Genomic DNA, 12,846 nt, shown 5'->3' with positions numbered 1-12,846 from the left:
TGCGCTCTTACCGGCTCAGCCGTCCTTTGCAAGAAAGCGCAGGATCGCCTCGGCGCCGCGCCGCGCCGCGCCGGCGGGATCGCCGCCGATCGATTCGGCCAGCCGTTCGCGCTGCGCAGAGACATAGAGCGTGTGGCGCGCCTGCGCCGCGTCGAGCGCGGCGCCCAGCCCGGCGGGATCGTCGAGGACGTCGCCGAGCGTCCAGAACAGATAGTCGGGGTCGCCGCGCCAGTCGACGTCATGCGCGTTCAGGAACAGACATGGCCGGGGCGTCGCGAGAAACTCGTAAACCTGGCTGCTGACATCGCCAAGATAGATGTCGGCGCCCCCGGTATAGCTCATGTCGAACAGGCGATCGGAGCCGAGGTCGATCAGAATCTTGCCCGGCACCGCGTACTCCATCACCGCCTCGCGCTCGGAGTCGCTCGCCTCGGCGAACAGGCGGACGTGCGGGGCGACCACCAGGTTGTAGCGATCCTGCCCCGCGAACCAGTCGATCACCGCGGCCCCGAACCTGTCCCACGACGACAGCGCACGCTGGAAATGCGGGGCATAGAGCACGGTCGGCCGGCCATTGTCGAACAGCGGCGGGCGCGATTTTTGCAGCCGCGCCATCAGGTCGAGCTTCACATAGCCGTTCACCGCATAATGGCCCGGCCGGATGGTTCCGGCATCGAGCAGACGCTTCTCGCTCTTTTCGCCGGCGACGAGCACGAAGTCGAAATGGCGGTCGCGCGGGTCGAGCATGATCGCGCGGTCGCCCGCGCCATGCGGCGTAAAAACCAGGCGGGTGCGGCGCGGCAGGAAATGGCGGATGGCGGTTGTCGTCCGTTCGGGCACCACGATCGCGTCGAAGCCGCGGAGGAACGGCAGGGCTCCCAACAGGATCGGCAGCCGCGGGTTGCGCATGATCCCCGCATCGCGCAGCCAGCGCGCCGGGCCGGTCTGGCCGAGCAGGGTGATGCGCGGGTCGAACCCCGGATAGACGAGATCGATCTGCTTGAGGATGCGCAGATGATCGGGACCGGCGACCGCCACCTCGACGTCGGCGCCCATCGCCGCCATCTCTGCCGCAATCGGCAGGGCGTGGAAGATGTGGTGCGGCTCGCCGATGAAGGGGAAGATTATGCGCATGATCCTGCCCCGGGCGTCTTTTCGAAATCGAGCGCCTGCCAGCCATGCTCGGCCGCGATGGCCGCCAGCTTCGCCTTGCGGCCGATCAACCAGGCCTCGGTCGCGAGCGCGAACATCGGCGCATCGCTGAGATGGTCCGAATAGGCGCGGACGTGGCTGGGTCCGTCCGGGGCGTTCGCGTCGAGCCACTCGCCGATCCGGCGCGCCTTTTCGGCGCCATAGCAATTATGGCCATCGATTTCGGGAAGCCAGTTGCCGTTGGCGTCACGGCGGTGGCGCGTCGCCAGCACCGCATCGAAGCCGAGCGCATCGGCGATCGCGCCGGCATAGAATTCGGGTGCAGCGGTCGCCATCAGCAGGCGAAAGCCCTGATCGCGGTCGCGCGCGATGGCGGCGCTGGCCCCCGGCGGGACGTCGGCGGGGACGCGCCATGCGGCGAAGCGCGCGGCAAGGCCGTCCGCCTCGCCCGGGGGCAGGTGTGGCCCCAGAAACAGGCGAAAGGCGGCGGGCTTGAAACGGTCGCGGCCATAAAGGCGTAGCGCATAGCCGATAGCGAGCGCGGCATAGAGCGGCAGCAGGAGCAGGCGGGCGGGTGCGCGCGTCCATGCCGCCCAGAGCAGGAACAGCGTGAAGGTCGGCGTCCTCAGCACCGTGCGGTCGAGGTCGTAGATCGCGATGCGGAGCGCGTCGGCAGGCGTCGTCATGCGGCGTCTCCCGGCTCCGCGACCGGGGCATCGGGGCCGATCAACCGTAACCGGCGTCCCGTCTTGCCGAGCGAGGCGCGGTCGGCATAGGGCAGGCCGAAACGCACCGACAGCCAGATCGCGCCGACCGCGATGGCGATGATCAGCGGCAGCGCGACCGCATCGGGAAGGCGGCTCACGAGCAGGGCCAGCACGCCCGCGACGATCGTGATCGCAAGGCCGCGCAGCGCCACCATCGGGAATTGGTGATCGAAGGGGTGCAGCCCTTCGCCGATCGCGAGCTGCAGCATCGGAATGCCCGCCATTACGACAAGGCCGACCGACATGGCCAGCGTAACGCCGGTCAGCGCGTCGACATGGTCGACGAGCAGCCAGCCCGCGCCGACCGCGACAAGCACGCCGAACAGGCTGGCGGTGAGTTGGTGGCGGAACGCCGCGACGACCTGCAGCACCGGCAGCGAAATGCCCAGTACCGCCTCCGCGGCGCGCGCGAGGAGCAGGATGATCACCGCGCCCTGCGCGACATGCGCCTGCGCGCCGAACAGGCTGAGCAGCGACGAACTGCCCGCCGCGAGCACCGCCGCCATCGGCAGCGCGATTGCCGAAATCAGCCGCGTCGCATAGGCATAGATATCGGCGACCTGTTCGCGCCCGCCGCGCTCGGCACTCGCGGCCAGCGGCGCCATGACATAGGCGAAGGCGATACGGACGAGCTGGACGACGCTCGACAGCTTGCGCGCGATCGTGAACAGGCCCGCGGCGGCGGCGCCCGACGCACCGGGGAGCATCAGGTTCAGGATCAGCGCGGGCGCGTCGCCGAACAGGCGCGTGATGATGTTCGACGGCAGGATCGACAGCCCGGCCCAGAAGGTGTTGCGTTCGACCTCGCTGCCGCGCCCGCCGCGGAGCAGGTCGCCGAAGCTGTAATGGCGGCGGAGCAGCCGCACGCTGAGGATCGCGGTGACCGCGAGCGAACAGAGGTGGGCGATGAACAGCCCCTCGAGCCCGAAGCCGAGTGCAAAGAACAGCACCGCGAACACCACGCGCATCACCTGTTCCCAGACGATGCGCAGGCGGATTTCGGCGCCGAACACCATTCGCGCGCGCAGCGCCGAGGTCGCGATTTCGACAAAGGCCCAGAGCGGCAGCGCCCAGACGAAAATCTGGATCGCAGGAGTGACGAGCGCGCGGTCCTTTTCGGCGACATTGAGCCAGGGCGCGAGGTCGGCGGCAAAGATCGCGATCAGCGCCGCGACGATCAGGCAGGGGCCGACCCCGAACAGCAACGCGGTGCGCAGCGCCGCCGCGGCCTCGGCATCGGTGGCGGATTGCGGCACGGTGCGCTGCATCGCGCTCGTCATGCCAAGATCGAAGATATTCTCGATGAGGTTGATGGTCGCCCAGAGCACGGCGTAGAGGCCGAAGCCCGCGAGGCCGAACATCAGGACATAGAGCGGCTGGGTCACGATCTCGACCACCGCGCCGAGCCGCGCCAGCACGGTCGTGCCGAGCCCGCGCGCGACGTGGCGGTTGGTAACGGCGGGTTGAACGGCCTCTTCGCTCATCGGCTGCGGCCCTAGCGGCTTGCGCGGACGGGTGCCAGCGGCTTTCGCCTTTGCGAACATGAACCCCTTGTCGACTCCGTCTTTCGGGTCTAGTCCGACCGCGACTGCATCAAGGGAGCCAGAGACATGGCCGAATTTCGTCTGCCCAGGAACAGCCGCCCGAAAAAGGGCGGGACGGTCCACAAGGCCGAGGGCGCGACCAAAGTCCGGAAGTTCAAGGTCTATCGCTACGATCCCGACAAGCGCGAGAACCCGCATTTCGACACGTTCGAGATCGATCTCGAAAAATGCGGCCCGATGGTGCTCGATGCGCTGATCAAGATGAAGAGCGAGCAGGACTCGACCCTGACCTTCCGCCGCTCGTGCCGCGAAGGCATCTGCGGCAGCTGTTCGATGAACATGAACGGCAAGAACGGCCTCGCCTGTACGACCGCGATCGAGGATCTGAAGGGCGACATCCAGATCACCCCGTTGCCGCACATGGAAGTCATCAAGGATCTCGTTCCCGACTTCACCCATTTCTATGCACAATATGCGTCGATCGAGCCCTGGCTGAAGACCAAGACGACGACCCCGAGCGGCAAGGAGCGCCTCCAGTCGCCCGCCGAGCGCGAGAAGCTCGATGGCCTCTATGAGTGCATCCTCTGCGCCTGCTGCTCGACGAGCTGCCCGAGCTATTGGTGGAACAGCGACAAGTTCCTCGGCCCGGCGATCCTGCTTCAGGCGTATCGCTGGCTGGCCGACAGCCGCGACGAATATACCGGCGAACGGCTCGACGAGCTGGAAGACCCCTTCCGCCTCTATCGCTGCCACACGATCATGAACTGCTCGAACGCTTGCCCGAAGGGGCTGAGCCCCGCCCGCGCGATCGCCGAGATCAAGAAGCTGGAAGCCGAGCGGCAGGTCTGATGCGCCGCTGGCTGCCAGCGCTGATCGCGCTGGGGCTGGCTGGCTGCGCTGCAAAATCCGCCGTCGAAACCGTGCCGCCGCCGCGCGCCTATGCGCACGGCATCGGCGGCGCGACCTTCCTGATCGGCGGGACGTTTCCGCCCGGCCGCTTGCCCGACGGCAACAGCCTGATCCTCTACGGGCCCGGGGGCGCCCTTCTGATCGACAGCGGGCGCCACGCCGAGCATCTCACCCTGATCCGTCAGGGGTTCAGCGGGATCGGGATGACGCCCGTCGCGATCATCAACACGCACTGGCATCTCGACCATGTCAGCGGCAATCCGGCGCTGAAGGCGGCCTTTCCCGATATCAAGGTCTATGGCACCTCGGCGATCGACGGCGCGCTGACCGGCTTCCTCGCGAAAAGCGCCGAAGCGTCGCGCAAGGCGCTGGCCGAGGGCGCGATTCCTGCGGCCGCGGTGCCCGCCGTCGAGGGCGATCTCGCGACGATCGCGCGGGGCGCCGAGCTCAGGCCCGATGTCGTTGTCGACGAATCGCGCGATACGGCCATCGCCGGGCGGCCGCTCTCACTGCGCGTCGCACGCAACGCCGTGACGGAGCGCGACCTCTGGATCTACGACGCGGCGGAGAGGCGCGCGATCGTCGGCGATCTCGTAACCGTGCCGGTGCCGTTTCTCGATACCGCCTGCCCCGAGGGTTGGCTGAAGGCGCTCGACGAGGTGGCGGCTTCGGGGGCCGAGCAGGTCGTGCCCGGGCATGGCCCGATCATGCCGATCGCCGATTTTGCCATCTGGCGTCGCGCTTTCGTCGACTTTATCGCTTGCGCGCGCGGCACGGGCGCGCTTGAGGGCTGTTCGGCCGGCTGGCTGACGGGCGCCGCGAAGTGGATCGCGGACGACACGCCGCGCGCCAGGGCGATGGCCGATTATTATGGCGAGCTGATACGCTCGGGGAAACTGGACGGATATTGCAGGGCATGAATGACGGGATCGAGGAGCCGAAGCGCCGCGAAAATTTCAGCGCCGAGGAGCTGGACGGTGGCTGGATCAGCTGGAACCTCAAGGACAAGGACCGTTTCAACAGCTTCATCGAGCCGCTGTCGGTGCGCTCCGAACGCCCGACCGAGGACGGCCGTCCGCGCGCACGGGTGCGGATGTTGCCCGAGCGTCGGCACAGCAATCTGGGCGACAATGTTCACGGCGCGGTGACGCTGGCGCTGGTCGATGTCGGGCTGTTCGCGGCGTCGCACCAGTTCGGCTCGCTCGACGCCGGCCATTCGGTGACGCTTGATCTCTCGACGCAATTCGTCGGCGCGGGGCGCGTGGGCGAGCCGCTCGACGCGATCGTCGAGCTGGTGCGCGAGACCGGGCGGCTGATCTTCCTGCGCGGCCTCGTCGTGCAGGGCGAAGGCGACAGCCATATCGTCCTGACTTTCGCCGGGACGATCCGCAAGGCGAGCAGGAAGTGACCGGCGTCCTCGCCGCTTATGACCGGCTGGTCGCGTCGGGCGAACTCAAGCCCGATCCCGAGCAGCGCGGCGCAGCGGTGCGGCTCGACCGCTTGCAGGAGGAGCTCGAGGCGGCGCCGCCGCGCGGCAGCCTGCTGTGGCGGATCGCGGGCCGCAAGCCCGACAGCCCGCGCGGCGTCTATCTGTGGGGCGCGGTCGGGCGCGGCAAGTCGATGCTGATGGACCTGTTCTACGACCAGCTCCACATCCAGCGGAAGCGGCGCGTACATTTCCACGCCTTCATGCTCGACGTTCATGCGCGGATGCGCGAGGTCAGGAAGACCGAGAGCGGCGACCCGATCCCGCAGGTCGCGGCGGCGCTGACGCAGGATGTCCGCTGCCTCGCCTTCGACGAGATGGTGGTGAACAACAGCGCCGACGCGATGATCCTCTCGCGCCTGTTCACCGCGCTGATCGACAAGGGCGTGACGGTCGTCGCGACCTCGAACCGGCCGCCGAAGGATCTCTACAAGGACGGGCTCAACCGCGAGCATTTCCTGCCCTTCATCGCGCTGATCGAGGCGAGGCTCGACGTGATGGGTTTGAACGGCCCGACCGACTATCGCCGCGACCGGCTGGGCGACGGCGCGCGATGGTTCGTGCCCGCCGACGATGCGGCGAGCGCCGCACTTTCGGCGGCCTTCTTTCGCCTCACCGACTATCCGCCCGAGGATCGCGCCAATGTGCCGACGCTCGACCTCGATGTCGGCGGCGGGCGGACGTTGCACGTGCCGAAGGCGCTGAAGGGCGTCGCGGTGTTTTCGTTCAAACGCCTCTGTGGCGAGGCACGCGGGGCGTCGGACTATCTCGCGGTGGCGCGCCATTTTCATGCGGTCATCATCGTCGGTATCCCGCGGATGGGGCCCGAGAACCGCAACGAGGCAGCGCGCTTCGTGACCCTGGTCGACGCGCTCTACGAATATAAGGTCAAGCTGCTCGCCAGCGCGGCGGCGATGCCCGACGAACTCTATGTCGCCGGCGACGGCGCGTTCGAGTTCGAGCGCACGGCGAGCCGTTTGTCGGAGATGCAGTCGGACGACTATCTGGCGCTGGGCCATGGCCAGGATGACGCCGCGGGCGGCCCTTCCCTGACGGGATGACGTGACCGTCATCGCGGCGAGGTCGCGGACGTGACGTCGCCCGTGCGCAAGGAAGCCGTGAAGGAGCCCGCCGCGACGAGCGCCTGGCCATATGCTTAAATGATATTGCGAACTATTTGCATAAAAACCCTGATTTTGGTCCTTTTCGCGGTTGTTTCGTTAAGGGAATCGGCGTAGTGGCGGCCCGAGTCTTGGGATCGGAATGGCGGCTTTAGCCCGTGGCCGCGCCGGTCCGATATTGATTGCCGGGCTTGCCACAGAAGGGAGTGCCGCGCGCCATGGGACGCAAGAAGATCGCATTGATCGGAGCCGGGAATATCGGCGGAACGCTGGCGCTGCTCGCCGCGCAGAAGGAACTGGGCGACGTCGTCCTGTTCGACGTCGTCGAAGGCGTTCCGCAGGGCAAGGCGCTCGACCTGTCGCAGGTCGGCCCGATCGCGGGCTTCGATGCCAGGATCACCGGCACGAACGACTATAAGGACATTGCGGGCGCCGACGTCATCATCGTCACCGCCGGTGTCGCCCGCAAGCCGGGGATGAGCCGCGACGACCTGCTCGGCATCAACCTCAAGGTCATGAAGGCCGTGGGCGAAGGCATCAAGGCGAACGCCCCCGACGCCTTCGTCATCTGCATCACCAATCCGCTCGACGCGATGGTGTGGGCGCTGCGCGAATTCTCGGGTCTCCCGCACAACAAGGTCGTCGGCATGGCCGGCGTCCTCGATTCGGCGCGCTTCAGCCACTTCATCGCCGATGAATTCGACGTGTCGGTCAAGGATGTGAACACCTTCGTCCTCGGCGGCCATGGCGACACGATGGTCCCCGTCGTTCGCTACTCGACCGTCAACGGCATCCCCGTCCCCGACCTCGTCAAGATGGGCCTGTCGTCGCAGGACAAGATCGACGCGATCGTCAAGCGCACCCGCGGCGGCGGCGGCGAAATCGTCGCGCTGCTCGGGACGGGTTCGGCCTTCTATGCACCCGCAGCCTCGGGCATCGCGATGGCCGAAGCCTATCTTTTTGACCAGAAGCGCATCCTGCCTTGCGCGGCCTATGTCGATGGCCAGTATGGCGTCGATGGCCTCTATGTCGGGGTGCCGGTGCTGATCGGCGCGGGCGGCGTCGAAAAGATCGTCGAGATCGAACTCGACGATGCCGACAAGGCCGGCCTGCAGGTGTCGGTCGACGCGGTCAAGGAACTGCTCGACGCGTGCAAGGCGCTGGATCCCAGCCTCGCATAAGTTGCTGTGCCCCCGCGAAGGCGGGGGCCCATCGCCGGCGCTCTCGAAATAGGATCGCCGGTGGACCAATGTCTGGAGAGAGTCCCTGCCTTTGGAGGGGCGCACAGAAAACGGAAGTCAGTGTATGAGCATCCTCATCGACAAGAATACCAAGGTCATCACGCAAGGGATGACCGGCGCCACCGGCACCTTCCACACCGAACAGGCGCTCGCCTACGGCACGCAGATGGTCGGCGGCGTGACGCCGGGCAAGGGCGGCACGACGCACATCGGCCTGCCGATGTTCAACACCGTCGAGGAAGCGAAGCATGCGACCGGCGCGACCGCGTCGGTCATCTATGTGCCGCCGCCGTTCGCCGCCGATTCGATCCTCGAGGCGATCGACGCCGAGATCGAGCTGATCGTCGCGATCACCGAAGGCATCCCGGTGCTCGACATGGTCAAGGTGAAGCGCGCTCTGTCGGGCTCGAAGTCGCGGCTGATCGGGCCGAACTGCCCCGGCGTGCTGACCCCCGAAGAATGCAAGATCGGCATCATGCCCGGCAACATCTTCAAGAAGGGCAGCGTCGGCGTCGTCTCGCGCTCGGGCACGCTGACCTATGAAGCGGTGTTCCAGACCTCGAACGTCGGGCTCGGCCAGACCACCGCGGTCGGCATCGGCGGCGACCCGGTCAACGGCACCAACTTCATCGACGTGCTCGAACTCTTCCTCGCCGATGACGCCACGAAGAGCATCATCATGATCGGCGAAATCGGCGGCGACGCCGAGGAACAGGCGGCGCAGTTCCTGATCGACGAAGCCAAGCGCGGCCGCAAGAAGCCGATGGCCGGCTTCATTGCAGGCCGCACCGCACCTCCGGGCCGCCGCATGGGCCACGCGGGCGCGATCGTGTCGGGCGGCAAGGGCGACGCCGAGAGCAAGATCGCGGCGATGGAGGCGGCGGGCATCAAGGTGTCGGCGAGCCCGTCGGAACTCGGCACGACGCTCGCCGAAGTGCTGAAGGAACGCGTCTGATTTTCAGGCCGTCTCCCAATTCGTGTTTCCCCGCGAAGGCGGGGATCCATTGCGCGGTTGCATGGACCCCCGCCTTCGCGGGGGAGCACGGAAGGGAGATGTGAGATGGTTCGGCCAGGCTTTGTCTACATCATGGCAAGCCGGAAAAACGGGACCATATATATCGGTGTGACGACCGATCTGCCGCAACGGGTGTGGCAACACCGTGAGGGCGTGATCGAAGGATTTACGAAGGAATATGGCTGCAAGCTGCTGGTCTGGTTCGAGGCATTCGAGAGCATCCATGACGCCCGGCAGTTTGAGGCGCGAATGAAGAAATGGAACCGGGCGTGGAAGATTGCGCGCATTGAAGAGCGGAATCCCGAGTGGGCCGATTTGTTTGAGACATTGGTTTAGTCGTGTTTCCCCGCGAAGGCGGGGATCCATAGCGAGGTTGCTTGGACCCCCGCCTTCGCGGGGGAGCGCGAGCGTTGAGTATTGTATGGACATCATCCCTGCCTTCGCAGGGGCACAGCGAGTGTAAGATTATGAACCTCGAACGACAAAGCTTCGACGTCGACGAACCGCAGGCCGGTCCCAGCTGGGCACCGAAGAACTGGCCGCCGATCGACAGCGACGACCTGACCGCCGCGCTCGATCCGCAGCAGATGCAGGTTGCGGTGAAGGCGGCGGCGGCAAAAGCCGGCGCGCCCTTGTCGAACGCCGAGGTCGAGCGTGCGGCGAACGATTCGATCCGCGCGATGATGCTGATCCGCACCTATCGCGTCCGCGGCCATCTGGCGGCGAACCTCGACCCGCTGGGCCTCAGCACGCGCGAATTGCCCGCCGATCTCACGCCCGAATATCATGGCTTCGTCGGCGCCGATCAGGACCGGCCGATCTGGATCGGCGGCACCCTCGGCCTCGAAAAGGCGACGATTCGCGAGATCGTGGCGATCCTGCGCGCGAACTACTGCGGCAATGTCGGCCTTGAATATATGCACATCGCCGACATCGAGGAGCGCCAGTTCCTGCAGGAACGGATGGAGGGCGCCGACAAGATCATCGAATTCAGCCAGCGCGGCAAGCAGGCGATCCTGAACAAGGTGATCCAGGCCGAGGAGTGGGAGAAATTCCTCGCGCGCAAATATGTCGGGACGAAGCGCTTCGGGCTCGATGGCGGCGAATCGATGATTCCGGCGATGGAATCGATCATCAAATATGGCGGCCAATATGGCGTGAAGGAAATCGTCTATGGCATGGCGCACCGCGGGCGCCTCAACATGCTCGCGAACGTCATGGCCAAGCCGTACAAGGTGATCTTCCACGAATTTGCCGGCGGCTCGGCGAATCCCGACGACATCGGCGGTTCGGGCGACGTCAAATATCACCTCGGCACCTCGACCGACCGCGAGTTCGACGGCATTTCGGTGCATATGTCGCTCGTCCCCAACCCCTCGCACCTCGAGGCGGTCGATCCGGTCGTGCTCGGCAAGGTGCGCGCCCAGCAAGTGGTGCGCGACGACCTCGACAAGCACGAGCAGGTGCTGCCGGTGCTGATCCACGGCGACGCGGCCTTCGCGGGGCAGGGGATCGTGTGGGAATGCCTCGGCTTCTCGGGCATTCGCGGCTACAACACCGGCGGCTGCATCCACTTCATCGTCAACAACCAGATCGGTTTTACGACCAGCCCGCAGTTCGCACGCTCGTCGCCCTATCCGTCGGACGTCGCCAAGGGCGTCCAGGCGCCGATCCTGCACGTCAACGGCGACGATCCCGAGGCGGTGACCTTTGCGTGCAAGCTGGCGATCGACTTCCGTCAGCGTTTCAAGCGCGACGTCGTGATCGACATGTGGTGCTATCGCCGCTTCGGCCACAATGAGGGCGACGAGCCTTCGTTCACGCAGCCGCTGATGTACGAACGCATCCGCAAGCATCCGCCGGTGTCGCAGCTTTGCGCCGCGAAGCTGGAGGCCGAGGGCGTGATCGACGCCGGCTGGGCCGACGCCCGCCGCGCCGAATTCGTTGCGCAGCTCGAGAGCGATTTCGACTCGGCCAAAAGCTACAAGCCGAACAAGGCGGACTGGTTCGCGGGCCGCTGGTCGGGTCTCTATGCCCCGACCGATCCCGAAGGTGCGCGCCGCAACATTGCGACGGGCGTCTCGGACAAATTGTTCGACGCGATCGGCCGCACGCTGACGACGATCCCCGCCGACCTCGAGGTGCACAAGACGCTGCGCCGCGTGATCGACGGCCGCGCCGCGATGTTTGCCGACAAGAGCGATACCGAAATCTTCGATTGGGCGACGTCCGAGGCGCTCGCCTTCGGCACGCTGCTCAGCGAGGGCTATCAGGTGCGCCTGTCGGGCCAGGATTCGGGCCGCGGCACCTTCAGCCAGCGCCACGCCGTCTGGGTCGACCAGAAGGACGAGCACAAATATATCCCGCTCACCACCGTGCCCCACGGCCGGTTCGAGGTGCTCGACAGCCCGCTCTCCGAATATGGCGTGCTCGGTTTCGAATATGGCTATGCCATGGCCGATCCGAAGAGCCTCGTCCTGTGGGAAGCGCAGTTCGGCGACTTCGCCAACGGCGCGCAGATCATGATCGACCAGTTCATCGCCGCGGGCGAGGCCAAGTGGCTGCGTGCCAACGGCCTCGTGATGCTGCTGCCGCACGGCTACGAAGGGCAGGGGCCCGAGCATAGCTCGGCGCGTCTCGAACGCTTCCTCCAGCTGTGCGCGGGCGACAATATCCAGGTGTGCAATATTTCGACCCCGTCGAACTATTTCCACGTCCTGCGCCGCCAGATGCTGCGCCCGTTCAGGAAGCCCTTGATCATCATGACGCCGAAGTCGCTTCTCCGCCACAAGCTGGCGGTGTCGCAGCGCTCCGACTTCATCGGCGACGCGCATTTCCGCCGCATCATGTCGGACCGCACCCCGCCCGCCGACGCCGATATCAAGCGCGTCGTGCTCTGTTCGGGCAAGCTCGGCTACGACCTGATGGAAGCGCGCGATGCGGCGGGCCTGACCGACACGACGGTCATCCGCATCGAGCAGATCTATCCCTTCCCCGGCGAACCGCTTGCCGTCCGGCTGAAGCGGATGCCGAAGCTCGAAGAGGTGGTGTGGGCGCAGGAAGAGCCGCGCAACAATGGCAGCTGGTTCTTCGTCGAACCCTTTATCGAGGAAGCGCTGAAGGAAGCCGGTTTCAAGGGGATGCGTCCGCGCTACGCCGGCCGTGCCGCCGCCGCATCGCCCGCGACCGGCCTGATGAGCCGTCACCAGACCGAACAGTCGGCGCTCGTCGCCGACGCGCTCGGCCTTTCGGTTCGCGCCGAAATCCGCCGCGCCAAGAACAAAGCCTGAGCCAGAGCTTAAGCCCTAAGGAACGCAAAAGATGAGCACCGAAGTCAAAGTCCCCACCCTGGGTGAAAGCGTCACCGAAGCGACGATCGGCGAATGGCTGAAAAAGCCCGGCGAAGCGGTTGCGCTCGACGAGCCGATCGCCAGCCTCGAAACCGACAAGGTCGCGGTCGAGGTGCCGTCGCCTGTTGCGGGCGTGATGGGCCAGCAACTCGCCGGCGTCGGCGACACGGTCAATGTCGGCGCGGTGATCGCGACGGTCGAGGCTGGCGGCGCGGCCGCGGCCGCTCCGGCGCCTGCCGCCGCGGCTCCCGCGCCGGCGCA

The 12,846-nt window shown here is 66.3% G+C and carries 12 protein-coding genes; 9 read left to right on the top strand and 3 right to left on the bottom strand.

Translation table 11 applies throughout. The annotated features are described in order from the left end of the window. Nucleotides 1-15: 15 nt before the first annotated feature. Genes J1N50_RS03820 through J1N50_RS03810 form a run of 3 tightly spaced genes read right to left on the bottom strand, consistent with a single transcriptional unit; the run spans nucleotide 16 to nucleotide 3,403 of the window. On the bottom strand, nucleotides 16-1,134 hold the full coding sequence (locus J1N50_RS03820; protein WP_215350456.1) for a hypothetical protein: 1,119 nt from the start codon (nucleotides 1,132-1,134) through the stop codon (nucleotides 16-18). Continuing rightward, a complete protein-coding gene (locus J1N50_RS03815) occupies nucleotides 1,125-1,838 on the bottom strand; it encodes an HAD family hydrolase (RefSeq protein WP_215350455.1) in 714 nt (237 codons plus the stop codon). Before J1N50_RS03815 ends, J1N50_RS03820 begins: the two co-directional genes overlap by 10 nt. Then, complete coding sequence (locus tag J1N50_RS03810) at nucleotides 1,835-3,403, bottom strand: lipopolysaccharide biosynthesis protein (RefSeq protein ID WP_246553071.1); 1,569 nt, start codon at nucleotides 3,401-3,403, stop codon at nucleotides 1,835-1,837. Before J1N50_RS03810 ends, J1N50_RS03815 begins: the two co-directional genes overlap by 4 nt. Before the next feature lie 126 nt (nucleotides 3,404-3,529). Here J1N50_RS03810 and J1N50_RS03805 point away from each other — a divergent pair, with 126 nt between their 5' ends. The 9 genes from J1N50_RS03805 to J1N50_RS03765 form a co-directional block, all read left to right on the top strand. Then, the gene (locus J1N50_RS03805) at nucleotides 3,530-4,312 is read left to right on the top strand and encodes a succinate dehydrogenase iron-sulfur subunit (protein WP_058455585.1); all 783 of its coding nucleotides are present in this window, start codon (nucleotides 3,530-3,532) and stop codon (nucleotides 4,310-4,312) included. Then, nucleotides 4,312-5,292 carry an MBL fold metallo-hydrolase gene (locus J1N50_RS03800; RefSeq protein ID WP_215350453.1) on the top strand — a complete coding sequence of 327 codons (981 nt, stop codon included), beginning with the start codon at nucleotides 4,312-4,314 and terminating at the stop codon, nucleotides 5,290-5,292. Before J1N50_RS03805 ends, J1N50_RS03800 begins: the two co-directional genes overlap by 1 nt. Beyond that, complete coding sequence (locus tag J1N50_RS03795) at nucleotides 5,289-5,780, top strand: PaaI family thioesterase (RefSeq protein ID WP_215350452.1); 492 nt, start codon at nucleotides 5,289-5,291, stop codon at nucleotides 5,778-5,780. The genes J1N50_RS03800 and J1N50_RS03795 overlap by 4 nt, the downstream gene beginning before the upstream one ends. Beyond that, complete coding sequence (gene zapE, locus J1N50_RS03790) at nucleotides 5,777-6,919, top strand: cell division protein ZapE (protein WP_215350451.1); 1,143 nt, start codon at nucleotides 5,777-5,779, stop codon at nucleotides 6,917-6,919. Before J1N50_RS03795 ends, zapE begins: the two co-directional genes overlap by 4 nt. A 278-nt stretch (nucleotides 6,920-7,197) precedes the next feature. Then, entirely contained in the window at nucleotides 7,198-8,160 is a 963-nt protein-coding gene (mdh, locus tag J1N50_RS03785; RefSeq protein ID WP_215350450.1) for a malate dehydrogenase, read from the top strand. A 124-nt stretch (nucleotides 8,161-8,284) separates the two neighbouring features. Further along, complete coding sequence (gene sucD / locus J1N50_RS03780; protein ID WP_215350449.1) at nucleotides 8,285-9,175, top strand: succinate--CoA ligase subunit alpha; 891 nt, start codon at nucleotides 8,285-8,287, stop codon at nucleotides 9,173-9,175. 105 nt (nucleotides 9,176-9,280) lie between these two features. Continuing rightward, a complete protein-coding gene (locus J1N50_RS03775) occupies nucleotides 9,281-9,571 on the top strand; it encodes a GIY-YIG nuclease family protein (RefSeq protein WP_215350448.1) in 291 nt (96 codons plus the stop codon). A 131-nt stretch (nucleotides 9,572-9,702) separates the two neighbouring features. Then, on the top strand, nucleotides 9,703-12,525 hold the full coding sequence (locus tag J1N50_RS03770; RefSeq protein WP_215350447.1) for a 2-oxoglutarate dehydrogenase E1 component: 2,823 nt from the start codon (nucleotides 9,703-9,705) through the stop codon (nucleotides 12,523-12,525). Between the two features lie 31 nt (nucleotides 12,526-12,556). Further along, a partial coding sequence (locus J1N50_RS03765; protein WP_343227837.1) for a biotin/lipoyl-containing protein occupies nucleotides 12,557-12,846 on the top strand: 290 nt, incomplete at its 3' end.

Origin of the sequence: Sphingopyxis soli (genome assembly GCF_018682675.1) — a bacterium.
In the GTDB taxonomy this organism is placed as follows: domain Bacteria; phylum Pseudomonadota; class Alphaproteobacteria; order Sphingomonadales; family Sphingomonadaceae; genus Sphingopyxis; species Sphingopyxis soli.
The sequence above is the reverse complement of the archived record's forward strand: the minus strand, read 5'-3'. Positions and strand labels throughout refer to the sequence as shown.

What these genes read in the sequence shown, in the direction of transcription:
- J1N50_RS03820 (WP_215350456.1), bottom strand. Translation starts at nt 1,134, where the DNA reads ATGCGCATAATCTTCCCCTTCATCGGCGAGCCGCACCACATCTTCCAC.
- J1N50_RS03815 (WP_215350455.1), bottom strand. Translation starts at nt 1,838, where the DNA reads ATGACGACGCCTGCCGACGCGCTCCGCATCGCGATCTACGACCTCGAC.
- J1N50_RS03810 (WP_246553071.1), bottom strand. Translation starts at nt 3,403, where the DNA reads ATGAGCGAAGAGGCCGTTCAACCCGCCGTTACCAACCGCCACGTCGCG.
- J1N50_RS03805 (WP_058455585.1), top strand. Translation starts at nt 3,530, where the DNA reads ATGGCCGAATTTCGTCTGCCCAGGAACAGCCGCCCGAAAAAGGGCGGG.
- J1N50_RS03800 (WP_215350453.1), top strand. Translation starts at nt 4,312, where the DNA reads ATGCGCCGCTGGCTGCCAGCGCTGATCGCGCTGGGGCTGGCTGGCTGC.
- J1N50_RS03795 (WP_215350452.1), top strand. Translation starts at nt 5,289, where the DNA reads ATGAATGACGGGATCGAGGAGCCGAAGCGCCGCGAAAATTTCAGCGCC.
- mdh (WP_215350450.1), top strand. Translation starts at nt 7,198, where the DNA reads ATGGGACGCAAGAAGATCGCATTGATCGGAGCCGGGAATATCGGCGGA.
- sucD (WP_215350449.1), top strand. Translation starts at nt 8,285, where the DNA reads ATGAGCATCCTCATCGACAAGAATACCAAGGTCATCACGCAAGGGATG.
- J1N50_RS03775 (WP_215350448.1), top strand. Translation starts at nt 9,281, where the DNA reads ATGGTTCGGCCAGGCTTTGTCTACATCATGGCAAGCCGGAAAAACGGG.
- J1N50_RS03770 (WP_215350447.1), top strand. Translation starts at nt 9,703, where the DNA reads ATGAACCTCGAACGACAAAGCTTCGACGTCGACGAACCGCAGGCCGGT.